Annotated in this window: 16 protein-coding genes and 3 pseudogenes; 1 reads left to right on the top strand and 18 read right to left on the bottom strand. The window is 61.2% G+C overall.

What is annotated here, in order from left to right:
- Positions 1-132: pseudogene (locus tag CKO36_RS13685) on the top strand (IS481 family transposase); the annotation flags it as partial.
- Between the two features lie 11 nt (positions 133-143).
- Here CKO36_RS13685 and CKO36_RS19830 read toward each other — a convergent pair.
- The 18 genes and pseudogenes from CKO36_RS19830 to CKO36_RS13600 form a co-directional block, all read right to left on the bottom strand.
- Positions 144-416: pseudogene (locus CKO36_RS19830) on the bottom strand (BLUF domain-containing protein); the annotation flags it as partial.
- Between the two features lie 25 nt (positions 417-441).
- Complete coding sequence (locus CKO36_RS13680; RefSeq protein WP_200284668.1) at positions 442-1848, bottom strand: RNA-guided endonuclease TnpB family protein; 1407 nt, start codon at positions 1846-1848, stop codon at positions 442-444.
- Positions 1849-1888: 40 nt separating this feature from the next.
- Positions 1889-2131 (bottom strand): annotated as a pseudogene (locus tag CKO36_RS13675) (MerR family DNA-binding transcriptional regulator); the annotation flags it as partial.
- Positions 2128-3144: a type II secretion system F family protein gene (locus CKO36_RS13670; protein WP_200284666.1), complete on the bottom strand. Its 1017-nt coding sequence runs from the start codon at positions 3142-3144 to the stop codon at positions 2128-2130. The pseudogene CKO36_RS13675 and the gene CKO36_RS13670, both read right to left, overlap by 4 nt.
- A complete protein-coding gene (locus CKO36_RS13665; protein WP_242469613.1) occupies positions 3141-3581 on the bottom strand; it encodes a nucleotidyltransferase family protein in 441 nt (146 codons plus the stop codon). The genes CKO36_RS13670 and CKO36_RS13665 overlap by 4 nt, the downstream gene beginning before the upstream one ends.
- 68 nt (positions 3582-3649) lie before the next feature.
- On the bottom strand, positions 3650-4834 hold the full coding sequence (locus CKO36_RS13660) for an O-succinylhomoserine sulfhydrylase (protein ID WP_338053483.1): 1185 nt from the start codon (positions 4832-4834) through the stop codon (positions 3650-3652).
- A gap of 37 nt (positions 4835-4871) precedes the next feature.
- On the bottom strand, positions 4872-6401 hold the full coding sequence (gene purF / locus CKO36_RS13655) for an amidophosphoribosyltransferase (protein ID WP_200284662.1): 1530 nt from the start codon (positions 6399-6401) through the stop codon (positions 4872-4874).
- Between the two features lie 58 nt (positions 6402-6459).
- Positions 6460-6951 carry a CvpA family protein gene (locus tag CKO36_RS13650; protein WP_200284660.1) on the bottom strand — a complete coding sequence of 164 codons (492 nt, stop codon included), beginning with the start codon at positions 6949-6951 and terminating at the stop codon, positions 6460-6462.
- A gap of 44 nt (positions 6952-6995) precedes the next feature.
- Complete coding sequence (locus CKO36_RS13645) at positions 6996-7640, bottom strand: SPOR domain-containing protein (RefSeq protein WP_200284658.1); 645 nt, start codon at positions 7638-7640, stop codon at positions 6996-6998.
- 120 nt (positions 7641-7760) lie between these two features.
- Entirely contained in the window at positions 7761-9086 is a 1326-nt protein-coding gene (gene folC / locus CKO36_RS13640; protein ID WP_200284656.1) for a bifunctional tetrahydrofolate synthase/dihydrofolate synthase, read from the bottom strand.
- A 32-nt stretch (positions 9087-9118) separates the two neighbouring features.
- Entirely contained in the window at positions 9119-9979 is an 861-nt protein-coding gene (gene accD / locus CKO36_RS13635; protein WP_200284654.1) for an acetyl-CoA carboxylase, carboxyltransferase subunit beta, read from the bottom strand.
- Positions 9980-10031: 52 nt separating this feature from the next.
- Complete coding sequence (gene trpA / locus CKO36_RS13630) at positions 10032-10856, bottom strand: tryptophan synthase subunit alpha (protein WP_200284652.1); 825 nt, start codon at positions 10854-10856, stop codon at positions 10032-10034.
- Entirely contained in the window at positions 10853-12094 is a 1242-nt protein-coding gene (trpB, locus tag CKO36_RS13625; protein WP_200284651.1) for a tryptophan synthase subunit beta, read from the bottom strand. The genes trpA and trpB overlap by 4 nt, the downstream gene beginning before the upstream one ends.
- On the bottom strand, positions 12075-12704 hold the full coding sequence (locus CKO36_RS13620; RefSeq protein ID WP_200284650.1) for a phosphoribosylanthranilate isomerase: 630 nt from the start codon (positions 12702-12704) through the stop codon (positions 12075-12077). Before CKO36_RS13620 ends, trpB begins: the two co-directional genes overlap by 20 nt.
- A gap of 67 nt (positions 12705-12771) precedes the next feature.
- Positions 12772-13578: a tRNA pseudouridine(38-40) synthase TruA gene (gene truA / locus CKO36_RS13615; protein ID WP_200284649.1), complete on the bottom strand. Its 807-nt coding sequence runs from the start codon at positions 13576-13578 to the stop codon at positions 12772-12774.
- Positions 13579-13628: 50 nt separating this feature from the next.
- Complete coding sequence (locus tag CKO36_RS13610; protein WP_200284648.1) at positions 13629-17687, bottom strand: FimV/HubP family polar landmark protein; 4059 nt, start codon at positions 17685-17687, stop codon at positions 13629-13631.
- Between the two features lie 38 nt (positions 17688-17725).
- On the bottom strand, positions 17726-18841 hold the full coding sequence (gene asd / locus CKO36_RS13605; protein ID WP_200284670.1) for an aspartate-semialdehyde dehydrogenase: 1116 nt from the start codon (positions 18839-18841) through the stop codon (positions 17726-17728).
- A 94-nt stretch (positions 18842-18935) separates the two neighbouring features.
- Positions 18936-24362, bottom strand: a complete 5427-nt coding sequence (locus tag CKO36_RS13600; protein WP_200284647.1) for an alpha-2-macroglobulin family protein — start codon at positions 24360-24362, stop codon at positions 18936-18938.
- Positions 24363-24534: the final 172 nt, after the last annotated feature.

Here is a 24534-nt window from a genome sequence, read left to right as displayed (position 1 = left end):
CTCTATAATCAACACATCCCCCAACGCGCGCTCGGGCATGTCGCTCCCATTCAGGCATTGAAGCAATGGTATGAAAAGCAGCCGGATCTATTCGTAAAACGTCCTAACAATCTCCCGGGACTTGACATATAACCCATCGCCCAATCGCTGAATATCCGTTCCTCAATCGGCGCCACCCCAATCACCACACTGTCGTAATGACGCCGGTCTTCCAGAATTTTGCCATAGAGCCGAAACAACTCCGCCTGGGGGCCCTCCAACACTTGAATAAAATGCCCGCCTCCACCGCACAAAATCCCGGTGATGTCGCGCTCCCGATTATTTTTTCTGAAAACATAAAGAATTTTATTAAACTTATCGTCACCGACACCGATACTTGCCCGGCTGATATACAGTATCCGCGACAGATTGTTCATAATCACCTCAACGCTAAAACTGCTCCTAAAAACCTAAACAAAGTTGCTCATGGTGGTTTTTCGGTGATTCGCTCTCCGTTGATAGCACCCGGGATTGACCGGGCGAGCAACTGGAGTCCTGGTTGAGCAGTCCCAACCGGAGGCGCTCAGTCCGTGCTTGCAGGATCGCTTTAACCTGTTTGAAGGATGTGAACCGATCAATGTCTGGGTCTGACAGCCTCGCCAGCACGTTTCGCGCAGCGTTCTGATCCGCCTGCAACACAACCCCGTCGGAACAGTAAAACCGATCCCCGCGCCGTTGGCCATCGAGGCATCCGGTTCGGGAGTCGATTTGCGATGTGTAGGCCGGATTGATCAGAACGACCGCAGAACCTCTGCGGATTGAAACACGATCAAGTGCTTCGGCAATGACGCCTTTCGTCCAGCTTGCGAGGCGGCGATTGACGTTCTTGCCGAAGGACTTGCCCGCCATCGGGGCGGTTAAATCTTCTGCCGCGATGACGGCGGCTTTGTCGACAACCTTGTGGACCGACTGGAACACCACATCGCGGATGCGCGCGTGCGTCTTGTCTATCTGCCGGTTGAGCTTCTTGCGCCCGAGGTTGAACCGGCGAATGTGCTCGCGCTTGCGCGGGTTGCGGGTGTTGTTGGCGCGCGCGCGCAGTTTGGCGCGGCGCTGGTATTTGGCTTTGAATGTGTCGGATTGCTCGGTCAGTATTCGGCCCAGTTCTTGGCCGTGGTGCTCGCCGTCGGAATCGACCAGCACCTCGGAGTAGCCTTTATCGACGCCGATGGTGCGCTCGCCGCTGTCTTGGGTAATTTCGGCGTCGATGGTGTAGTGGACTTCGATGCGATCCTCGTCGGTCAGGATGATGCGCAGGGTGCCGGTGGGCGTGCCGGTGGTATCGAGCGGGATGGCGATGCGTTGGCCTTTGATCAGGCCGGGGATCTTGATCCAGGCGCGTCCGCCGAGGTGAAAGGTCGTGTAGTTGTCCGAGCGCACGATGATTTGGTTATGGGTGTGGTTGTGCCCGCGATGCCAGTGTTTGCGCATCACCCGGCGCAGATAGGGATCGCGGGTCCAGCCGGTGCGCTTGAGTGCGCTGAACAGACGTTTTTGCTCGGTCTTGTCTTGGGTGTGCCGCCAGATACAGCGCCGCGCCTTGACCTTAGCCGCTTCCATGTTGGCGGTGATGTCGCCCTTGGCATCGCGCAGCGTTTCTTTCCAGGCATTGGCCGAAACGGGGAACGTGCGGCCTTCGCCTAACCAGGCATCGCGAATCTGGCGGTCGGATAAGTCCACGCCTTGCCGCGAGCCAAAGCGCTGCCAGACCTCGCTGCGCAACAGCCCGAGCCGTCGCGCCTGTTCGCGCAAGGCCGCCACCTTGCCCTTGTTCGGGCGCTTGGCGCGCAAAATCCGCGTGACTTTCATTCAGCACAGTTCCCTGGGCTGACGAATGGGCATCTCGGCAACGTCCTCTTTGATGGAATTTGCGCATCCCGTACAACCGACAACTGAAAGCCTGCACAATCGCGAGCAGATCCTCGACCATTTCCTGCTCAGGCGAGAGGGCGTCTTGGTTGACCACCACAACCTCGCAGCCGTATGGCAGCCGCTTGGCTTGGAGCTTCCCTTCGCGCTCCCAGCGGCGCACGGTCTGCACCGAGCGACCAATCCGCTTGGCAAAATCTCCGATACTGTAGTGGCTGCTCATATTGCATAATTATAAAAACCTTTGGCTATAAATAAAGCAACTGTTAATTGCTCCCCTGGCATAGAGGTCAGCGGCCCGCCCGCCACAATGCTGAACGCCATCCAGCCGGCCAGCACCAGATACACCAGGCGCGGCAACCAGCTCGCCAGTTCATCCTCCAGCGTTTCCAGCGACTCACGTTCCCCCCGGGCCAGACGCTCAAAGGTCTCCTCAAGAGTGCCAGATACCTCGGCTGCGCGCACCAGGAGGGTGCTGTACTTGCTGATATAGCCGCAGACCGCAAAGGCCTGCTCTAAGGTAGCTCCTGCTTCCACCTGCTGGTGCAAATGCCGATACGCCGTGCGTACTGGCCCCGGTGGCAGCGTCCGCGCCGCCTGCTCCAGCGCACTCAGCAGCGGCACTCCGGCTGCAAACAGCATCGCCAGGGCCTCCAGATACAGCGTGCGCTGACGCCGAATCAGCACCCGGTCCAGACCCGGCAGGCGCAGCAGCCAGGATCCCACGGCAATCCCCAGCGCTGTGCCCCGCAAGCGCCGTATCAACACCAGCAACGACCAGAAGCCGCCAGCCATCAGCGCCAACACACCAAGCGACGCACGCAGATAGCCTAGTAGGTCGAGATCACCCGTAAACAACGCCGGAAGCGGCTGCACAAAAAGCGCCACGACCAGAATGAAACCCGGCAACAGCAATTTGCTGCGTACCTGGCGCCCCCACCGATCCGCCGCCGCATGACGCTTAGCCAGCGCCTGGTATGCGCTTTCTAACCGCCCGGACTCCGTCGCCGCCTCCAGCACCCGCGCATCCAGCGCATCAATCAAACCCGCGCGCGTGGCACTTTTCGCCACCGCTACTCCGCCCCCACACCAGCGCGCCGCGCGCTCCAGCGCCGCCTTCACCGGCGCAGGGGCGCCCTGAGCCACAGTCGTAAACGCCTGTTGTGGAGCAATACCCGCCTGCTCCAGCGCCGCCAGACGCGCAAAGAGATCAGCCAGCCAGCGGTGGTCTGTCATAGTCCGTGAGTGCACTGAATATCATCGTGTGCGGTTTGGCTTTGCTGTTGGTAGTGCGGCTTGGTGGTAACCACCGGATAAATCACCTGTCCCACCCGGTGTATATGCGCCAGCAGGGCTTGGTTTTTCAGCGTATTCACCGGGCAGAGATCAACCTGGTAAGGCAACAACAAATCGTCAATGCGGCCAGCCAAGGACAGTATGTCAGTCTCCGTCAGGTCGGAGCCAAACAAGGCCAGATCAATGTCTGAGCCAGGATGATAATTGCCCTTGGCACGCGAACCGAAAAGCACCGCGCGCTGAAGATGCGGCGTATGGGCCAATTCTGCGCGAATCTGTTCGATCACCTCAATGGCCAAGCCAAACAAATTGGGATTGCCCTGATATTCAAAATAATCCTTTGACGGATGGGCAGTTGATGTCTGAGCTTTTTTCAAGTGATCTTGGGGAGGTATAGCCGTTGGCTCTGCCATCCTCGTGAGCTATCCAGACTTGAGCATTCGGTTCACTGCAAACCACCCATCAGATCGGCTTGAATGTCGGCAATGTCTTCGAGTCCAACGGCCAGACGGATGAGGCCGTCGGTGATGCCGGCAGCGGTGCGTTCCTCGGCGGACAAGCGGGCGTGAGTGGTGGTGGCGGGATGGGTGATGGTGGTTTTGGTATCGCCCAGGTTGGCGGTGATGGAGAGCATGCGGGTCTGGTCAATCAAACGCCAGGCAGCAGCTTGACCGCCACGGATTTTGAACGACAGAATGCCGCCGGGAAGCTTGAGCTGCTGACCGATCAGATGGTGCTGAGGGTGACTTGGCAAGCCGGGATAATGCACGGCGGTAACCGCTGGCTGCGCGTTGAGCCAGTCGGCGAGCTGTTGCGCGGCCTCTGAATGGGCGCGCATACGCAGGCTCAGGGTTTCCAAACCTTTGAGAAAGACCCAGGCGTTGAAGGGACTCATGGAGGGGCCAGCGGTGCGCACCACGCCAAAGATTTCGGCCACTACAGCCGGATCGCGCGCGATCACAGCGCCGCCCAGGCAACGGCCCTGCCCGTCCAGATACTTGGTGGCGGAGTGGATGACCAAATCGGCACCCCACTCCAGGGGCCGCTGCAAGGCCGGGGTCGCAAAGCAATTATCGACCGCCAGCAAACAGTCGTGTGCATGGGCCAGCTCCGCCAGAGGCGCAATGGCCGTCATTTCGGTCAGCGGATTGGACGGGGTTTCGATGAACAGCAGCCTAGTGCGTGGTTCCAGTGCGGCCTGCCAGGCTTCGAGATCATCCAGCGGCACATAGCGGGTGCTGATACCACAGCGGGACAGGTACTTGTCGAACAGCATCTGGGTACTGCCGAACAGGCTGCGCGAGGCGAGGATCTGATCGCCGCTCTTGAGGAGTCCGAGCGCCAGCGTCAGGATGGCGGCCATACCGGAAGCGGTCGCGACACAACCGGCACCGCCCTCAAGCGCATTCAGCCGCTCCTCAAAGGCCTGCACCGTGGGATTGGTAAAGCGGGCGTAAACATTGCCGGGGGTGTCGCCGCTGAAGCGCGCCGCCGCTTCGGCGGCGGAGGCAAAGACGAAACTGGAAGTGGCAAAGATGGGCTCGCTGTGCTCACCTTCGCTGCTGCGATGATGACCGACGCGCAGCGCCTTGGTCATCAGCCCGAAGCTGTCCGATGGATGATCCGTCACACTGACAAACCCGATTTATGTCGCATTGAGGTCATATTTAGGCCGGATTGTAGAGCGCCATGATGCTGTCATCAATCGCGCCGCTCTCCTCCGGCACAGGCTGCGCACGCGCCGCCTCGCCGCGCATGTCCTCAAGATTTTCCAGATACTCCTCGGTTACGTCGCCGGTGATATAAACACCATCGAACACCGAAGTGTCGAAACGGTCCACCAGAGACTTGGTCTTTTTCTGCACGGCAGCAACCAGGTCGGACAAATCCTGGAAAATCAGCCGGTCACACCCGAGTGCACGCTCAATGTCCCATTCGCTGCGTCCGTGCGCGATCAACTCGCTGGCTGCCGGCATGTCGATACCATAGACGTTGGGATAGCGCACCGGTGGCGCGGCCGAGGCCAGATAGACCTTTTTGGCACCGGCATCGCGCGCCATCTGGATAATCTGCTGTGAGGTGGTGCCGCGCACGATGGAATCATCGACCAGCAGCACGTTCTTTTTACGAAACTCGAAATGAATGGCGTTGAGTTTTTGTCGCACCGACTTCTTGCGCACCGTTTGCCCCGGCATGATGAAGGTGCGACCGATGTAGCGGTTTTTAATAAAGCCCTCGGCATAGGGCACACCAAGATGATTGGCCAGTTGCAGCGCGGCGGTACGACTGGTGTCCGGCACTGGAATGACCACATCAATGTCATGATTCGGCCAGGTGCGTTTAATCTTAGCGGCCAGCTTTTTGCCCATACGCGAACGGGCCTTGTGCACGGAAATATTATCGATCACCGAATCCGGCCGCGCGAAGTAGACGAACTCGAAAATACAAGGAGAGAGCACCGGCTGGGGCGCGCATTGGCGGGTGTGAATAGTGCCATCGGAACGGATGAACACCGCCTCACCAGGGGCGATGTCGGAGATCAGCTCAAACCCTACGGTATCCAGCGCTACGCTCTCGGAGGCAATCATATACTCGGTTCCGTGACTGCTCTCACGCTGCCCATAGACAATGGGGCGGATGCCGTGCGGATCGCGAAAGCCGATGATGCCCAACCCGGGGATCATGGCCACCACGGCATAGCCGCCATGGCAGCGTCGATGTACGCCTTCAATGGCATTGAAAATGTCCTGCTCGTCAATGCGCAATTTATTCTGCGCCTGGAGTTCGTGCGCAAACACATTGAGCAGAATTTCGGAATCCGAACTGGTGTTGATATGGCGCAGATCATCAACAAAGACATCGCGCTTGAGTTCACCGGCATTGGTTAAATTGCCGTTGTGTGCCAGCACGATGCCATAGGGCGAGTTGACATAAAACGGCTGGGCCTCAGCCGAACTCGAGGCACCGGCGGTCGGGTAGCGCACATGACCGATGCCCATATTGCCTTGCAGCCGCCGCATGTGGCGGGTGTGAAACACATCGCGCACCAGGCCGTTGTCCTTGCGCATGTGCAGATGCTCGTTCTGACTGGTGACAATACCAGCCGCATCCTGGCCGCGATGCTGGAGCACCAGCAAAGCGTCATAAAGCAGTTGGTTCACCGGATGCTGACCTACAATACCAACGATGCCGCACATGATGTCCTCAGTTTGCCTTGTTGCTGGCGGATGAACAACCCAGGATGGCCGTAACAGCTCAGATCGATTTGACCCGATCCGTCAGGTCCGATGGAATCAACGCCAGGATTTGATCGGCCAGATGCTGAAAATGCACCAGCAGTTGTGAATCCCGCCACCAGGGATCAGCTGTCAGCGGCGTGAGGGCCGCCAGAAAGACCGCTAGCGCGACAATCACTGCGCCACGCACGGTACCGAACACCAGCCCGAGCAGGCGGTCGGTGCCGCTCAGGCCGGTTTTTTCGACCAGGAAAGTGAGAATATAGGCAAAAATAGCCCCGGCAAACAGAACCCCCACCACCAGGATGACCACCGCCAGTCCCAGTTGCAACGAGGGGGTCGAAACCCAGGGCGCCAGCATGGCCGCCACTGGTTTGTAGAACGTCCAGGCAATAAAAACAGCCAGCGCCCAGATCACCAGGGAAATGACTTCGCGAATCAGTCCGCGTGCCAGCCCGATAATGGCCGAAAGCGCAATAACGCCGATAATGGCATAGTCGACCCAGACCATCTGCGGTTACCTCAATGTGGGGGATGTCAGGCGCACGGCATGTCCTAGCGGTAGCGTTGCACCAAGGGGGTGCCGCCTGTCACCGCACCGATGTCGGTGGCGATACGCGCCGCGCGCGCGCGATCCACCTCGGGGCCGACGCGCACGCGATAATAGTCGGTGCCATTGATTTTGGCCTGCTCAATGAACGCTGGATACCCTTTGCCGCGCAAGTTGTTGCGCAAGCGCTCGGCGGCTTCGGGTGCACTGAGGCTGGCCACCTGTATCACCCAGGCCTCGACCCCGGGTGGCACCGTTGCCGGTCCGCTGGCGGCGGGAGGCGACGGGTTGGCGGCCTTGGGTTCCACTCTGGGTTCCACTCTGGTTTCCACCGGTCTTGAGGGGGGCTCAGAGGGGAACGATGGTGGAGCCGCCCGGCTGCTCGCATCGGTTTGATAGGCGCCGGGGCGCAAATCCACGGCTGCGTCGGATTGAGGCGCACGCGGTTGCGGCACAGGGGGGCGGAATTCATCGCGCCCGGGCTCAACGGATGAATCAAAGCGGCTGTCGAATGCAGGTGGATTCGGGATAACAATGGGCTCACCCAGGGAATCATCGTCTTGTTCGTCGACCAACATGGGTACGAAAATAACCATCAGTGCGACCAGCACTGCGGCACCGACCAACCGACGTTTGGCTTCTTCATCCATTGAGTGGCTCTGCCATTACGGTGCTTTGTCTGCTCATGGCTGCCATTATATACAGAAGCCACGCCAGCGATAACGCCGAAAGCCAACCTCTGAACCCCTGAGAGGCCGGCAGAACAACCGTCAGGCCCACATCGGGGGTGCCAAGTGCCCTGGGCGCGCCCGGTGATATCGCAATGCAGCCTCCACTGTGGTAAAGGATCCTGTCACGACGATGGTATCGCCCGGACGGGCACGCGATTGCGCCAACGCGAAGGCCGCTTCAAGCCCCTGGCACGACTGAGGAATGGCTCCCGTCGCGGCTGTTACCTCAGCTGTCAGGGTCGTGAGTGGCATGGCCCGCGCCCCCGGCGCCTCACTCAGGTACCAGTGATCGACTAAGTGGTTCAGGATGCCCGCAATGGCGCCCGCTTCCTTGTCCGCCAGGATGGCCAGGATCAGATGCAGTGATCCCCGGGATTCGAGCGCGTGCAGATTCGCAGCCAGCACCCGCGCCGCATCCTGGTTGTGCGCCACATCCAGCACCCAGCGCGGTGCTCCCGGAAGGATCTGAAACCGGCCGGACAGGGTGGCGGAACTGAGTCCGGTGCGCAGCGCTGGCTCCTGCATCCAGCCGGGCCGGTGGCGCGCAAGCTGATGCAGTGCACAAAGCGCCGTGGCGGCATTATCCAGCTGCACATGACCACGCAACGACGGCAATGGCAGATGCTTCAGTTCAGTACCATCTCGATGCTGCCAGTGCCATCCATTCGCGTCCAGGGCTGATGTGCTTGCCGGGAGCTGCCAGTCGAATTCACGCCCCAGTTGCAACACCTCAGCACCAATGGTTTCGGCCTGCTCGCGCAAGTGCGCCGGCGGCTCGCGACTGCCGAGAATCGCCGGACGCTCAGGGCGGAAAATACCAGCCTTCTCATAAGCGATCTGATTCAAATCCTCGCCAAGCCAGGTCATGTGATCGCGACCGATGCTGGTCACCACGGCAATATCAGCATCAAGCAGATTCACCGCATCAAGCCGCCCGCCGAGTCCAACTTCCAGCAATAGCAACTCGACTTGCGCGCGACTGAAGAGCTCCAGCGCCGCCAGGGTGCCAAACTCAAAGTAGGTCAGCGAAATCTCGTCGCGCGCGGCATCAATACGCGCAAAGGCTTCACACAGCGCCTGATCCCTTGCCTCCTGTCCATTGATACGGATACGCTCGTTGTAACGCAGCAGATGGGGGGAGCTATAAACGCCGGTGGTGATGCCAGCGGCACGCGCCATGGCGTCGAGATAGGCAACGGTGGAGCCTTTGCCATTGGTACCTCCGACCGTGATGACCGGCCCATGCAGCGGCGGCGGACCCAGCCGCTGCCACACAGCTTGCAAGCGCTCCAGACGCAGATCAATGCTTTGCGGGTGCAGCCCCTCCTGCCAGGCCAGCCACTCAGCGAGCGTTGTCCAGCGCATGAGCGGCGCAGCAGCGTCCGAACGTGCGGGGCTCAAGGACGTGGACGGCGCATCAGCATGGCAATCATGCGGCCGATGCGGTCGCGATGCTCGCGGCGGTCGATGATTTGATCGAGCGCACCATGCTCCAGCAGAAATTCACTATGCTGAAAGCCCTCAGGGAGAGTTTCATGGACAGTTTGCTGGATCACGCGCGGTCCGGCAAAGCCGATCAGTGCGTGTGGCTCAGCCAGATTAATGTCGCCAAGCATGGCCAGACTGGCGGACACACCACCCATGGTTGGATCCGTCATCACTGAAATAAAGGGCAGACCGCGTTCGCGTAGACGCCCCAGCGCTGCGCTAGTCTTGGCCATCTGAAACAGCGAAAACAAGGATTCCTGCATGCGTGCGCCACCACTGGCGGAAAAGCACACCAAGGCCGCATTGTCCTCAATGGCTGCCTCGACTCCGCGCACAAAACGCTCGCCCACCACAGAGCCCATGGAACCGCCCATAAAACTGAACTCAAAGGCGGCGGCCACGCAGGCAATGCGTTTGAGTTGACCACGCATCACTACCAGAGCTTCTTTCTCGCTGGTTTGTTTTTGCGCCTGCGCCAGCCGGTCGCGATACTTCTTCAAGTCTTTGAACTTAAGCGGATCAGTCGATTCGAGATCCTCGCCAATTTCCTCACGGGCATCAGGATCCAGAAAGACATCCAGGCGGCGGCGGGCGCCAATGCGGTGATGATGACCGCATTTAGGGCAGACCTCAAGATTGCGCTCCAACTCAGCACGATAGAGCACCGCGCTACAGCCGGGGCACTTAGCCCACAAGCCTTCGGGCACCGTGCGCTTGTTGCTCGCCTCAATTTTAATCCGGCTGGGGATCAGCTTTTCGAACCAACTCATGCTTGCATCCTGGCTTGAATCCTGTTGTGCTTCAGGCAACGGTCACGCACGTTCAAGCGCCAGCACCATCAATAGCCTGGCGCAGGCTGGCGACAAAGTCCCCAACCACGGTGGGAATCTCGGCGGGTCGGTCAGCCAGGGCCTCAATGCGGCTGACAATGGCGCTGCCGACGATCACCGCATCAGCGATACCGGCGACCTGCCTGGCCGTCTCAGCATCCTTGATGCCAAAGCCGACCCCCACTGGCAGATCGATCACTGAGCGAATCAGTGACAGCCGCTCTGTCACAGCGGGCAGATCGAGATTCGCCGAGCCGGTGACCCCTTTGACCGAGACATAGTAGACGAAGCCACTGGCAATGGCGCCAATGCGCTCAATGCGCCCGGCATCGGAAGTGGGGGCGAGCAGATAGACCAAATCCAGGTGTTGGGCTTGCAGCGCTGCGACTAGTTCATGGCCTTCTTCCGGTGGCACATCGACAATCAGCAAGCCATCGACGCCGGCTTCGGCCGCCGCAGTGGCGAATTCAGTGTAGCCCAGCACTTCGATCGGATTCAGGTAGCCCATCAGCACCACTGGGGTGCGGTCGTCCTTGATGCGGAACGCCCGCACCAGCTCCAGGAGACCGCGCAGACTCATGCCCTGCGCCAAGGCGCGTTCAGTGGCGCGTTGAATCACCGGACCATCGGCGATGGGATCAGAGAAGGGTACGCCCAGTTCAATCAGATCGGCGCCGCTGGCGACCAATTGATGCATCAACGGGACAGTCACATCAGGCGTAGGGTCGCCGGCTGTAATAAAGGGAATCAGCGCCGTGCGGCCCTGTTCGCGACAGGCGGTAAAACGCGCAGCGATTCGGTTGACAGGGCGGCTCATAACGAAATCCCATCGAGTTGGGCAACGGTGTGCATATCCTTGTCTCCACGACCGGACAGATTCACCACAATGTTTTGGTCGCGGCTCATGCGCGGCGCCAGCTGTGCGGTATAGGCCAGCGCATGGCTGCTTTCGAGTGCCGGAATAATACCCTCGACGCGCGTGAGTTCATGAAAAGCGGCCAACGCCTGCTCGTCGGTGACCGATGCGTAACAGGCGCGACCGCTGTCCTTGAGCCAGGCATGCTCGGGGCCAACGCCGGGGTAATCGAGTCCAGCTGAGATGGAATGGGTCTCACAAATCTGACCGTTGTCGTCTTCCATCAGATAGGTGCGATTGCCATGCAGCACGCCCGGCGTGCCAGCGCACAGCGGTGCAGCATGGCGCCCGGTAGCCAGACCATCGCCGCCGGCCTCGACACCATGGAGTTCGACGCCGGCGTCATCAATAAAGGGATAAAACAACCCAATGGCATTGGAGCCGCCACCCACACAGGCGACCAGTGCATCCGGCAGCCGACCGGTGCGTTCCAGCATTTGCACGCGCACTTCACGACCAATGACCGCCTGGAAGTCGCGCACCATGGCCGGATAAGGATGTGGACCAGCGACCGTGCCAATGATGTAAAAAGTGTTGTCAACATTGGTGACCCAGTCGCGCATCGCCTCATTCATGGCGTCCTTGAGGGTGCGCGAACCCGACTTGACCGCGACCACCTCGGCGCCGAGCAGGCGCATGCGGTAGACATTGGCTTCCTGGCGGGCGACATCCACCTCTCCCATATAGACGATGCACTCCAGCCCCAGGCGCGCCGCCACGGTAGCCGTGGCAACCCCATGCTGACCAGCGCCAGTCTCAGCAATGATGCGGGTCTTGCCCATGCGCCGCGCCAGCAGCGCCTGTCCAACGGTATTGTTGACCTTGTGCGCGCCGGTGTGATTGAGATCCTCACGCTTGAGGAAAATCTGCGCACCACCCAGCTGCCGAGTCCAGCGCTCGGCCAAATACAGCGCCGAGGGCCGCCCGACATAGTCGCGCAAATCGGCGTCCAATTCGGCGATGAAATCCGGATCGCGCAGATAGCGCGCATAGGCGTCGCGCAGTTCCTCCAGGGGATGCATCAGGGTTTCGGGCACATAGATGCCACCATAGATGCCAAAATGCCCCTGGGCATCCGGCAGCGCATAGCCGCCGGTGGATGCTTGGGGGTCTTGCGCCTCAGCGCGACTGGTCGCCATTCGCTACCTCTTGCATGAATGTTGCAATTTTTGTCTGATCTTTCAGGCCCCGGCCCTGCTCAATGCCGCCACTGACATCGACCGCATGGGGCCGCACCCGGGTAATGGCGGTGGCGACATTCTCAGCTGTCAGTCCGCCGGCCAAAATACTGCGCTGCGCCAGCCACGCCGGCACCAGCGCCCAGTTAAAACAGCGCCCGGTGCCACCGGCCTGGTGCGGGTCATAGGTGTCGAGCAGCAGCGAAGCGGCGCCCTGATACTCTTGGGCCACACGAGCCAGATCCAAGTCCTCGCGCACCGCGATTGCCTTGATCCAGGGACGCTGGAACGCCTGGCAATACTCTGGTGCCTCACGACCATGAAACTGCAAGGCTCCCAGTGGCACCTGGGCCAGGACCGTACGCACCCAGTCAGGCTCTGCATTCACAAACAAGCCCACCAGGCTGACAAACGCTGGCACAGCAGCGGCCAGCGCGCGGGCCTGCTCGATCCCGACAGCGCGCGAACTCTGGTCGTAAAACACCAGACCAATGGCATCGGCGCCATGCACCACTGCCGCTTCAATATCTGGAGCGCGGGTGAATCCGCACAGTTTGACCCGAGTTCGCATAGGATTCACCTTTAATGATTGTACCCAAATGGACCCGGTGCGGAGAAGTGCAATCCGTTCGATCCGTTCAAGCGCAAGTCGCTGTCAACAGCGAGCCGTTTGCGGTTGGCACCTGATAGTGTTCAGGATAATCGACCGCTGTCAAATACAACCCTTGCGGTGGCGCCGTGACCCCGCCCTGGGCACGATCCCGCAAACTGAGCAATGCTTGTGTCCACTCGGGCTCCGCCTCACCCCGGCCAATACTCAGCAAGACGCCGGCCAGATTGCGCACCATGTGGTGCAGAAAGCCATCCGCGCCCACGGCGAGTTCGATCAGCTCCCCCTGTTGATCCAATTGCAGATAATGCAGGGTGCGCACCGGACTCTTGGCCTGACAGCCCTGAGCACGAAAGCTGGAAAAATCATGGGTGCCGAGCAACGCCGGACCAGCAGCGCGCATGCGCTCCAAATCCAACGGTCGATGGATCCAAACGGCGCGACGGGCAAGCAGTGCCGGGCGCGTTGGCCGATTGATGATCAAATAGCGATAATGCCGCGCGCAAGCACTGAAGCGGGCATGGAAATCCGCCGGCATCTCCCGCGCCCAACGTACCGCAATCTCCGGTGGCAGATGGCTGTTGATGCCCAGCACCCAGGAGCGTTCAGTGCGCCGCGCCTGGCTGTCAAAATGCGCCACTTGGCCGAGTCCATGCACGCCTGCATCGGTGCGCCCGGCGCAATGCAGCACCACCGGCTGATCGGCCACCCGACTGGCGGCGCGCTGCACAGCCTCTTGTACGCTGGGGGCATGATGCTGCATCTGCCAGCCGTGGAAGTGGCTCCCGTCGTATTCAATGCCCAGCGCGATGCGTGCCTTTGGAGACTCAGCCATCTGAGCCGCGCACCGTCTGCAGGGCAGGCATCCTGCACACAGCTGCCCTGTTACCCATCAATTTTCTTCAACAATCCCTGAGCCTCGGCGCGCTGCTCATCATTACCCTCGCGGACGACTTCCTCCAAAATTGAGCGCGCGGCCTCGGTGTCTTCCATTTCGATGTAGGCAAAGGCCAGATCCATTTTGGTGGCGACCTCATCCCAAAGCCCCGAGTCCATGCGCCATTGCGAGGTGAGCACATCACTGGCGCCGCTGTCAGGTGCCATCAGCGACTCATCGCCATACATCCCGGTTTCCTCTCTTGAGGTGTCACCAAAGTTCATGGCTTCGGACGGTGACTCTGGAGCACTGGCTGCACGGCTGCCTGACGGCGGCGCCTCGGGAGATGTGGCCTGATGAGTGGCCTGAGCACCGGTTGAATCGGCATCGGCTCCCGGGAAGGAATCGAGGTCGCCCAAGTCCATGTCAAGCTCGGGAAGATCCGAGGATGGCATCTGCCCCGGTGGAGCCGAGGACGGCAGTATCTGGGTATGAAAATCGGTTTCAGAGGATTGAGCCAGATCGAGATTTTCCAAACCGGAGCTGGCCTCGATTTCAGGCGATTGCGGCGCCGGCTCATCCACTTTGCCGTCCTCACCCGCCAGGAATTTTTCGATATCAGCCGCAAGATCGATGGTCGGATCAGGCGCCGCCGGCTTCTCCTCGGGAAGATCGAGCATCTGCAACTCGTCGCTGTCCGCATCCGAACCCGGCTTCTGTGGTGCCGCATCGGGCGGTGACAAATCCAGATCCGGCAGATCCAGATTCGTCAAATCCAGATTAGGCAAATCCAGATTGGGCAGATTCGGGTCTGGCAGGCGATCCGAAGTCGCCGGGCTTGGAGTCGCTGGTGGTTGCGGTGTTGGTTGTGATGCCAGCTGTGGTGTCGGTTGTGGTATTGGGGCCGGTTCCGGAATCGGCTGCGGTTCCGGGGTTAGCTCAGGAGCCGGGATTGGTTCCGGGATTGGTTCTGGTGTCGGGCCTGGTTCTGAAGCCGATGGCGGCGCTTGGGGAAGCTCAAGATCAGCCACCCCAGGCAGCTCAGTTTCGCTCCCCAGTTCAGCGGTCACCAATTCCTCGAACGGATCAACGCCACGATTGGCCCGGGCAGCCTCCGTCGCCCGCTCAAGCGGCGTCAGGGGCTCGGAAGCGGGTCCTTCCGGCTGGGCATCAAACTGCGGTAAATCCAGCGATGGCAGGTCATCAGCAGCAGATTCATCCACCGGATTTGCCGCAGCAGGCTGGGCATCAGGCTGAGGAGTAAGCCCCTGATCAAGCGCATCCAAATCCGCAAAAGCGCTTTCACCCAAAGCATCCTCACCCAGTTGCTGGTCAAGATCTTGCAACGGCAGTGAGACTTCAAAGTCTGGATTACCCGGTGCAATTGCGACCTTGTCCAGGCGCGCATTGCGTTGCAGCGGTTCCGGCATCATCGTCGGTGCCATCGGTTCTCCACGTCCAGCGTCAGCATCAACACCAGACAGGGCCGCCTGCAATTCGTTGGCATCGCCATCATCCAGATCCAACCGGAAAGGATCTGTTTCCACCGGCGCAGCCGGTGCCGGCGGCGATTCATCCAGCAGCTCGGTTGCCCCATCAAGCTGTGAACCGTCCTGAAGATCATTTAAGTCATCCACCGCTGCTGGAGGCTCAGGTTCTGGTTCTGGTTCTGGTTCTGGCTCCAATTCCGGCATCGGTGGTAACGCGGGTGCTGGCTGTGGCTCAGGCGCTGGTGGTGGCTCAGGCGCCGGCTGAGGCTCGGATGCGGCTTCGCCTGAAGCGACCATCGCCAAAATGCGATTCCATACCTTGGGATGGCGCTCTGGAATACCGCGCGCAACCATGCGCTGCTGTAACTGTGCGAAGTCGTCGATATCGCCCCCGGCGATATAGGCCTCGGCCAGTTTGAGCTGCAAGGCAGCGGAGTTGGGAATCTTGCCCAGCGCCGTCATCAGAGCCGCCTGGGCATCACGATGCCGCCCATAGGCCATGTAACTGTCTGCCTTGGTCAGCGCCTTGATTTCGATGGCTGCCGCTTTGTCAGGATCCATCGCTGCCGCTGCAGCCGGGGTTGGCGGTGGTGCCAGTGGCGCGGCCGCAGGTGCCGGTTCCGGTACAAGCTGCTGAGGTGGTGTGCTTGGCTCGGGAGCGGACTGAGCCAGAGGCGGCGCTTTGGGAGCGACCGGTGGTGGCGTCTGTTCAGCTGCGGCGGGTGGCTCTTCGGGTTGATCGTCAGATAGATCGAAGGCGATTTCATCTTCCCCGGCAGCTTCCGGCGACGAATCTGAGGCGGTCTTTACTTCAGGAACGGTTGTGGTTTCCGCTTCCCCAGTCTCAGCTCCCTCTGTTTCGGCTTGCTCGGTTTTCGACTTGCTGCGACCTGAAGCGAGTTTGAAGCCAATAAAGCCAAGCAAAGCGAGCAGGATGGCGCCGCCTGCCAAGGCTATTGACCAAATTTGCACGGGCGTCAAGGACTCCCACCAGGAGAGCCCAGTCTGAGTGTTTTGCGGACGCTCTTGCGGCTGTTGTTGCTGCTGCAGCAGTTGTGCTTCCAGCTCTTGTATACGCCGCTGCATCGCCGCTGCTTCAGCTGCCTTTGTATCAGGCGCGGCAGCGGTGGTCGCTGCGGCTGGGGCTGGAGGTGCGGCTTCTTGAGTCGCTGTTTGTGGTCCGCTCACCGGCGATGCTTCGGGTGGCTGCTTTGTCTCGGATGTGTCTGTTGCGACAACAGTGCTGGCGTTATCACCGGCGCTATCAGAGGTAACATCTTCTGCAGTAATCGCCGATGTGTCGCCTGCTGAAGACACCTCAGTGGTATCAGTAGCTGGAGCCTCTGTCGCTGGAGTGGCGTCGGCTACAGTGGACGCAGCACCGCTTCCCTCAAGCGAGGCAGCGGATTCGCTGGTTGCGGTAGTTTTTTGAGTGGAAGCAGGTACTTCAGCCGACGCAGGTGCTTCAGGCGCCGCCTCTCCGGAGTCGGCTACTGCGGTGGGTTCTGGTTCAGATTCGGCAGCTGCGACCGACTCAGGCGTTGGTTCGGCGGCTTCGGCTTCGGACTCGGGTACAGGCTCGACGTCGCTTGCAGCACCACTGTCCGCTGCGGCTAAATCAGCCGTCTCAGGTTTTTTTTTTACCGCATCAGCGGATGTGGAAGCGTCGCTTGGCGCGCTGGCGACTTGTTCGCTGGGTTCAGGCGCCAGAGGCTGGTTCTGGACCGGCTGTCCGTTCAGTGCAGCCTTGAATTGCCGACTGGCTTCATCTGGGCTCAGTGCATAAAGTTCAGCTGCCGATGGAATCACCAAATTGGAGCCGGTGATGAGTTGATTCACGCTGCCGTTGCCAAAGGCTCGGGGGTTGCTGCGATACAACGCCATCGCCACCTGTTGAACAGTGGCTCCCGGGGGGGCAATGTTGCTGGCAGCCCGCCACAGTCCCACACCGGCAGCAACCGGACCATAGCGAAGCGGAAAGTCCCCGTTATCAGCGCTTGTCTGTGGCTTGGATGCTGACTCCGAGGTTGGTGATGGAGGTTGCGGTGCCGCTGCCGGTTCAGCCGGTGATGCTGCCGCCGGCTGCTTGGCCGCCACCTCAACCGCAGCGGATGGCTCGGGGGCGAAGGCTTCTGAACTGATCACCTGTCCCTTAACCACGACTTCCGGTGGCTCTACCCCAGCCCGGGGTGGATCAAGCAGGATGGTGTATTCCTTGATGATGCGCCCCTGTGGCCAGACCACCTCAACCAAGAAGTCTATGAAGGGTTCGCGGATGGGTTCGCGACTCGATACCTCAATAACAGGGTCGCCAGCGGCGTTCAGTTTGGGGGTAAAGCGCAGCTGCGTGAGGAAAAACGGCCGGGGCACCGATGCTTTTTCATACTCATCGGGACTCGCTAACTTGGTTTGAATGGTATCGAGTTCATCCGCCTTGGCATCGTAGAGCTGGATTTCCCCTTTGAAGGGTTGATTCAACACCGACCTCGACACCAGAGAACCCAGCCCCAGCGCCCAGGACGCGGATGAAACAAACACCAAAGACAGAGCAAGTAAGACAGATGCGAAGCGGGACATCCTCTCTCCTAGCCGACCAGATTGCGACCTAGTAAAATTTAATGTTCAAGTAGCAGGCATAGCATACGCCGCAACGGCTCGGCGGCTCCCCACAGTAGTTGATCGCCCACAGTGAAGGCCGCGAAATACTCCGGCCCCATGGCCAGCGGATGCAGACGCCCGATGGGAACATCCAGGGTGCCACTGACCTTGGCCGGTGACAGCTCGGCAATGCTGGCCTCGCGCTCATTGGGAATCAGATGCACCCAGGGATTGGCCTCGGCAATAATCCCGGCCACCTCATCCTCGGGCATCGCTTGCTTTAGCTTAATCGTTAAACCCTGGCTGTGACAACGCATGGCGCCAACCCGCACGCAGAGGCCATCCACCGGAATCTGCCCTTCAGCCAAGCCAAGGATTTTATTGGTTTCCACCCCAGCCTTCCATTCCTCGCGACTTTGGCCACCGGGCATCGCTTTATCGATCCAGGGAATCAGACTGCCAGCCAGAGGAACGGTAAAGAGCGCATCGGGAAAGGACTCAGCACGCAGACACTCGGTCACCGCCCGATCAAGCGCCAGAATGGCATGGCCCGGATCGTCGAGAGGCATGGCCACGGCTGCATGCAAGGCGCCCATTTGGGTGAGCAGTTCACGCATGTGGCGGGCGCCGGCACCGGAAGCGGCCTGGTAGGTCATGGCACTGACCCAGTCGACCAAATCGCGCCGCAGTAGCTCACCAATCGCCATCAGCATCAGACTTACGGTGCAGTTGCCGCCGATAAAATCCCGCCGCCCGTGGTGCAAGGCTTGGTCAATCAGCGCGCGATTGACCGGATCCAGCACAATGGTGCTCTCAGGGGCCATGCGCAGGGTGGAAGCCGCGTCGATCCAGTAACCCTGCCAGCCGCGCTGACGCAGGGGGGCAAAAACCTCGGAGGTATACTCGCCTCCCTGGCAACTGACAATGGCGTCCATGGTAGCCAGTGCGTCAAGATCGCGGGCATCGCGCAGCGGTCGTGCGCCCTGCCCAACATCCGGGCCGGCCTCGCCCGTTTGGGAAGTAGAAAAAAACACGGGTTCAGCGATATTCGCGAAGTCGTTTTCTGCGCGCATACGCTCCATCAGCACGGAGCCCACCATGCCACGCCATCCCACAAAACCCACTCGCTTGATCTGAACCATTGATTAATCCTGAATTCTATCCTTAGCCGATGTCTGACTGACCCTAGCCGATCTCTGACTGATGCCTTGCCTATACTATAGCGCGCTATTCTAACGCCTCAGCAGCTACCACTTCCAGAGTGTCAGCATCTGTCCAGCCGCGCTGCGCGGGCCGGTACATCGCCTCAACCCGCGCCTGCGGATGGACAAAGCGGCCAGGCGAAATCGCCCGCACAGCATAGGCCAGGCGGAAGCTGCGGGGATCCTCGGCATCCAGTGCCACCGCCGCCAGCATGCGATCAGACAAAAAGGCCTGATAATCGGGACTTGCCAATGGCTCCGGTCCTGATGCCAACCCGGCCAGCCCGCTGAGATCACCCGCACTGAGCAGATGCGGATTATCGATCTCCAGGCCGGCCGGCAGCGGATCTTCGATCATCAGGCGTGCCGCCCCGCGCTGCTCCGCCGTGATCTCCAGCAGCGCAATCAGGCGTGTGCCCTGCGTCACCCGGGTGGCATCGACGCGAGCACCTCCAAGCGTGTAATAGCTGCGCTTGATGTGATAGCCGCGACCACCGGCCGGAGGTGGCATGCGCGGCTGTCCGGTAACTGTGATGATCGCTGTCTGGGGTTGCGTGCCCAAATTGCGGATGACCACCGGCGTGGTGGCCAGATCAACGGCATCGAAACGCCCGGTCCAGGGGCCGCTGTGCGTGTGCCCATCAATCTCCAGCTGTGGCGCCGCGCCACCGCTCATCTGCGCCTGCGCAGCCAATACCAGCCAGGCTTGCTCCTGAGTGCTCAGGGTATGGCTGAAACCGCCACCAGCGCGCTTGGCAGCGACCTGATCGTTCAGCTTGTGCGCCAGCTCGGTGAGGGGCAAGGCAGCGGGCAGATGCTCAGCTGCGAGCGCCAGCAGTGCCGCGCCATCGCGCAGCCGGGAGCCAAAATCGGGGCGCCAGCCGGTGTCGCTGGGCCGCGCAGCCTCAAAGCGCCACAACGTATAAGCGGATTGCAGTGCTTGGCGCGCGCGTGGTTGTGCCCCCTGCACCGCCAGCGCCGCGCCGAGCTGCGCGCGAGCCATCGGTGTGGCCAGATCCTTGAGCTTGGTCTCGAAGTAGTAACGCAAATCGCCCAGGGACAGGCGGCCATTGCGCGCCAGCACATAGAGCGCGTAGGCGATTCCCTCGCCGCCGGCCGTGAAATCCGGGCTGTAAGCCAGATGATTTTTCAGATTATCGAGTGCCAGCTCAACGGCGGTGTCCGGCGCAGCATATCCCTGTGCGACGGCCCGGGTGAGAAAGTCGGTCACATAGGCATTCAGCCACAGCGTCTGCACCGCCTGGTCGCTGTCATGGGGCGACCAGAGGCCGAAGCCGCCATCAGCGGCTTGCTTGCCCAGCAGCTCGCGAATGCTGTCGCGCACGCGGACGGCCTCTGCATCCGTTGGCGCATCCGTTGGCGTATCCACCTTGGTGCCGTCCCCAACACCCAGCGCCAGGGTATCAACATAGAGCAGCGGCAAGGCGCGACTGGTCAGTTGCTCCGCGCACCCATAGGGATAACGATCCAGCGCTTGCAGCAGACCAACCAAATCCAGTGTGCCAGCTCCAGTAACGGAGACCTGCCAGGATTCGGAGCCCGGCTGCAGGGCCTGATCGGACGCTGCCGCAAGCAGACCGGCGCCCAGTTCCAGACCCGGACCGCCAGGAGCCAGCTCGCGCGACTGGCTGATCTGCACCGGCGGGGTCAGATCGCGCACTTGCAAGTGCAGGGTTTTAGTCAGCTGCTGGCCAGCGGGTGTAGTCAGCACCAGGTTAAGTTCGCCTGTACCGGGCGCCTGGGCGCTGAGGGCAAATTCAGCCCGGGCACGGCCCTCAGGCGCAAGTTCCATGTCTGCTGTGGTCGGCCCGGTGAGCGCTAGCGCCGCATCGTGGCTACTCAGCTCCAGATGCACCGGCCCGGCCGGTCCCTCGACATGCGCCAGTTCGACCAGCACTCGTGAGTGATCGCCAGGGGCCAGAAAGCGCGGCAGCGAGGCACTCATAACAATGGGATCGCGAATCAGGGTCGCCGCCTCAGCATGGCCGACACCATCGCGCGTCCAGGCCATCGCCATCAGGCGCGCACGGCCGTTGAAATCCGGCAGCTCAAACTGAACCTGAGCGCGGCCCTGAGCATCCACGGCCAGCACCCCGGAGTGAAAGGCTAGCAGGGCCTCGCTCGGCGGCGGCCCGTCAATGCGCATCAGCGCCGCCGCACGGTCGCCACCGGTGCGCAGACGTCCCGGCTCGCCCTGCATGGGATTGATCAGGCGAGCATAGAGATCGCGAAGCTCAAAACCGAGCTGGCGCTGGCCAAAGTACCAGGCATCCGGCGCCGGAGTCTGGAAGTCGGTGAGCTGCAAAATGCCCTCATCCACCGCCGCCAAGCTCACCAGAGCCGGCTCACCCGGAGGTAAATTGGTAATCGCAACCTCAATGGACAAGGGCCCGCGCGGTTGTACCTGCGCCGGCGCCTGAAGTTCGATCTCCAGCTGTCGGGCGCCCGGATCCACCCCGGCCCATTGCAAACCGATGGCACGTTGCGGCATGCGCCGGGCTGCGACATCCATGGGGCGATAGAGTGCTGCGGTAATATAGGCACCGCTGCCCCAATCCGCTGTGACCGGCAACTCAATCTCAGCGCCCTCCTCTGCAACCTGCACCGGGTGCAGGCTGACCAAGCCCTGATTCATTACCATTACCAGGGCCAGTCCCGGGAAGCGCGGCTCCAGATGCACCCGCGCGGTTTCACCGATGGCATAGCGAACCTTGTCCAGCACCACCTTGAGCGCATCCGGCGTGTCATAAGCCTTGGGTGACACATACCAGCCGGCATGAAAGGCGAGGCTGGCCGGCACCACAGTGGCCGGCACCAGGGGTCCAGCCTTGGATGGCTGTGCTGATGGCTGACTGGACGCAGGTTGCACAGCCAATTCATAGGCGCCCCAGTCGACTGGCACCTCAAGCCTGGCGGGTGCATCACCCTCCAGCGTCAGGGTGCCGCTGGCGACTCGCCGACGCTCCTTGATGGGCTCGAAGGTCCAGTCGCCGTCGCGCTGATACCACTGAAAAGAGGTTCTAACCCGCGACAGCGTCCAGGACAGATTTTGGGCCGCACGGGGTTGACCAGCGGCATCCAGAGCAATGAGTTCAAAGGCGGCTTGGCTGCCTTCCGGCACGGCGCCATCGAACAGCGGCTTGATCCCCAGGCGCGCGCGGCCATCGCGCAGCGGGCGTTGCAGCTCGCGCTCGACCGGGCGGCCACTGGCCTCGATCACACTGAGGCTGATGTGTGCTTGCAGCGGCTGGCTGGCGGCAACCCCATCAGGCAACTCAACCGTCAGTTCGGCGTGGCCCTGCGCATCGGTTTCAGTCGCAGAAAAAAGTTTCAGCTCCGGCGTGAAGTCTTCGTCGGCCAGTCCAAAGCGATAGCCGGGGAAGGCCGCCAAGCGGTCAGTCGCGACCAGCCGTGCCTGTCCCTCGACACGCAGATGGGCAGCCGGAGCGCCGTAGAGATAGCGCGCTTCCAGACTGATCTGCGGCGGATCGCGCGGATCAATCCACTCAGCGGGACTGTGCGGCTCGAACTCCAGGCGTTCCGGCTCGAAGTCCTCGACCAAAAAGCGGGTATGCGCCAGCGCGGGCTGCTCGGGGTCCAGATACACCGCCACCTGCCAGGTGCCGCGCATGGCATTGTCGCGCAATGTGACATCCAGCGGATGCGCTCCCAGCCCCTGATCCGCCACCGGCTGACGTAGCCACTCCACCCCATCCGGGCGCTTAATGCGGTACGTCAGCGGTAAATCGGTCACTGCGTGCGCCTGAGCATCGCGGGCCAGTGCCGTTAACGCCACCGTCTCGCCGGGGCGATACAGGCCGCGCTCAGCAGTGAGAAACACATCAATGGGTCCAGGCGCCGCACGTCCCGCGACACCGCGATCTGTCAGGTCAAAGGGACTGTCATCCAACGCCAGAAAGCCATAATCGCCATTGGGGCTGATCGCACTCAGCCGCGCGACGCGATTGCCGCCCGAGCCGCGTAGCAAACCGGGGTCGAAACGGGCGTATCCCTGGGCATCGGTGCGCGCTTCGCTCAGCACTTGTTGATTCACCGCCAGCAACCGCAGCCGCACCCCGGCCAGTGGTTCGGCACTGGCCAACGAGCGCACCAGCACATGCAAACCATCCGCGCCGTTCAGCGCGCTGAGGCCCAGATCGGAAATTAGAAACCACTGGGTGGCAAAATTGTAATCATCCTGCAAACGCTCACGCGCCCGCGCCCGCAGCACATAGAGACCGGGCTTGAGATGCTGGGTGCCAATCAATTCCGCCAGCGGCAGCGTGGAGGTCACGTCTTGGTTGAGCGCCTGGCGCACCTCAAATTCACCCTGCCACAGCTGCTCGCCAGAGCGTTCGGCCAGCTGCTGGGCGCTGTCTTCGTTGAGCGCTGTAAACAGTTCCTTATCCGCCGCCAAACCGCCCAGCGCGCGCTCGCCAATATGATAGAGCCAGCCCTGAATCACCTCGGTGTTGACCGAGACAATCGGCAGCGCCGCTCCGCTGCGGCTCGGCAGCACATAGGCACGACCGGGAAAATGCACCGAAGGGCGGCGGTCGCGCACATAGACCTCAAGTTCAACAGTCTTGCTAAGCGTCTCACCATCGTGCGCGGGCAGCCCAGCCCGCAACCCGATGCGGTAGCGCTCGCCATGGCGCACGCCGTCAATGCAAATCGCGCGATCCTCGGGCTCAATGGCCAGATCGGTCTGATCCAGCGTGACATAGTCGGACAAGGGCGGACCTTCGCCAACGCTGGCCAGCCCATCGGAAAAGTTAATACAGATGCGCGGATCGCGTGCATCCGAGGAAACCTCATGGCCGAGGATGCGAAAGCCATGCTCAGCCACCAGCTGCTCAAGATGCGCGCGATGATCAGCCTGCTCTTGCAGCGCCAGCGCGGCGCGCCAGGTGCGAATAGCCGGGCGCCAGTCGCGGCGCTGTTCAAGCGCCTGCCCCAGCGTGGCCAGAGCGCTAGCGGCCTGCACCTTGGTGCCGGCGCTCAGATAGGCATTGATGGCCGCCGCACTGGCCGCATGCTGCATCTGGCGACGCCTTTTCCAGTCCTGGGGCCGCTGCGCCACAGCGGCGCGCGCCAGCCCCAACCAGGCCGCGAAACGCTGTGCCCCACCCTGTTGCAAGGCCTGGCGGTAGAGGTCATAGGCACGCTGAGGATGTGACTGGCGGTGCGCGGCCCGGGCCTGCTCCACCAGGGACGCTGGCGGTGGTGTCTTGCTGGCTGAGGCGGGTGGTTGCAGGGTTGCGCGCTGCTGCTCGGCCTCGCGCAGGAAGGTATCCGGCAGAAAATCGAGTCCGCTGGCGTTGAATTCGGCGGCCAGCGCCGCATCCGCACCCAACAGCAGCGGACCCAGTAGCAGCAGCATCAGGCTCAGCCCGATGCAGACTGCGGGCTGACAAGGTAAGTATTTCATCAGTCTTGCGCGAGAACCCCCGTCCTTCAGGGCGGGGAGGGAGAGCGCACCGCGCGCAGCGCGGTCAGGCGGCCCGTCTCGCGTCCTCCGTTGTCGGTTTCGGTTGAAAAGCGTAGCCATAGCCATCAGCGCGTTGCAGCACCTGGCAATAGCGGTGTGAAATGCCTTGAAC

It is taken from the genome of Rhabdochromatium marinum, assembly GCF_016583795.1.
GTDB lineage: Bacteria > Pseudomonadota > Gammaproteobacteria > Chromatiales > Chromatiaceae > Rhabdochromatium > Rhabdochromatium marinum.
Note: the sequence above shows the minus strand (reverse complement) of the source record. Positions and strands in the feature narration are given on the sequence as shown.

Bases quoted from the DNA above. Each gene is read 5' to 3' on its own strand.
- CKO36_RS13680 (WP_200284668.1), bottom strand. From the start codon at position 1,848: ATGAAAGTCACGCGGATTTTGCGCGCCAAGCGCCCGAACAAGGGCAAG.
- CKO36_RS13670 (WP_200284666.1), bottom strand. From the start codon at position 3,144: ATGACAGACCACCGCTGGCTGGCTGATCTCTTTGCGCGTCTGGCGGCG.
- purF (WP_200284662.1), bottom strand. From the start codon at position 6,401: ATGTGCGGCATCGTTGGTATTGTAGGTCAGCATCCGGTGAACCAACTG.
- CKO36_RS13650 (WP_200284660.1), bottom strand. From the start codon at position 6,951: ATGGTCTGGGTCGACTATGCCATTATCGGCGTTATTGCGCTTTCGGCC.
- CKO36_RS13645 (WP_200284658.1), bottom strand. From the start codon at position 7,640: ATGGATGAAGAAGCCAAACGTCGGTTGGTCGGTGCCGCAGTGCTGGTC.
- folC (WP_200284656.1), bottom strand. From the start codon at position 9,086: ATGCGCTGGACAACGCTCGCTGAGTGGCTGGCCTGGCAGGAGGGGCTG.
- accD (WP_200284654.1), bottom strand. From the start codon at position 9,979: ATGAGTTGGTTCGAAAAGCTGATCCCCAGCCGGATTAAAATTGAGGCG.
- trpA (WP_200284652.1), bottom strand. From the start codon at position 10,856: ATGAGCCGCCCTGTCAACCGAATCGCTGCGCGTTTTACCGCCTGTCGC.
- trpB (WP_200284651.1), bottom strand. From the start codon at position 12,094: ATGGCGACCAGTCGCGCTGAGGCGCAAGACCCCCAAGCATCCACCGGC.
- CKO36_RS13620 (WP_200284650.1), bottom strand. From the start codon at position 12,704: ATGCGAACTCGGGTCAAACTGTGCGGATTCACCCGCGCTCCAGATATT.
- truA (WP_200284649.1), bottom strand. From the start codon at position 13,578: ATGGCTGAGTCTCCAAAGGCACGCATCGCGCTGGGCATTGAATACGAC.
- CKO36_RS13610 (WP_200284648.1), bottom strand. From the start codon at position 17,687: ATGTCCCGCTTCGCATCTGTCTTACTTGCTCTGTCTTTGGTGTTTGTT.
- CKO36_RS13600 (WP_200284647.1), bottom strand. From the start codon at position 24,362: ATGAAATACTTACCTTGTCAGCCCGCAGTCTGCATCGGGCTGAGCCTG.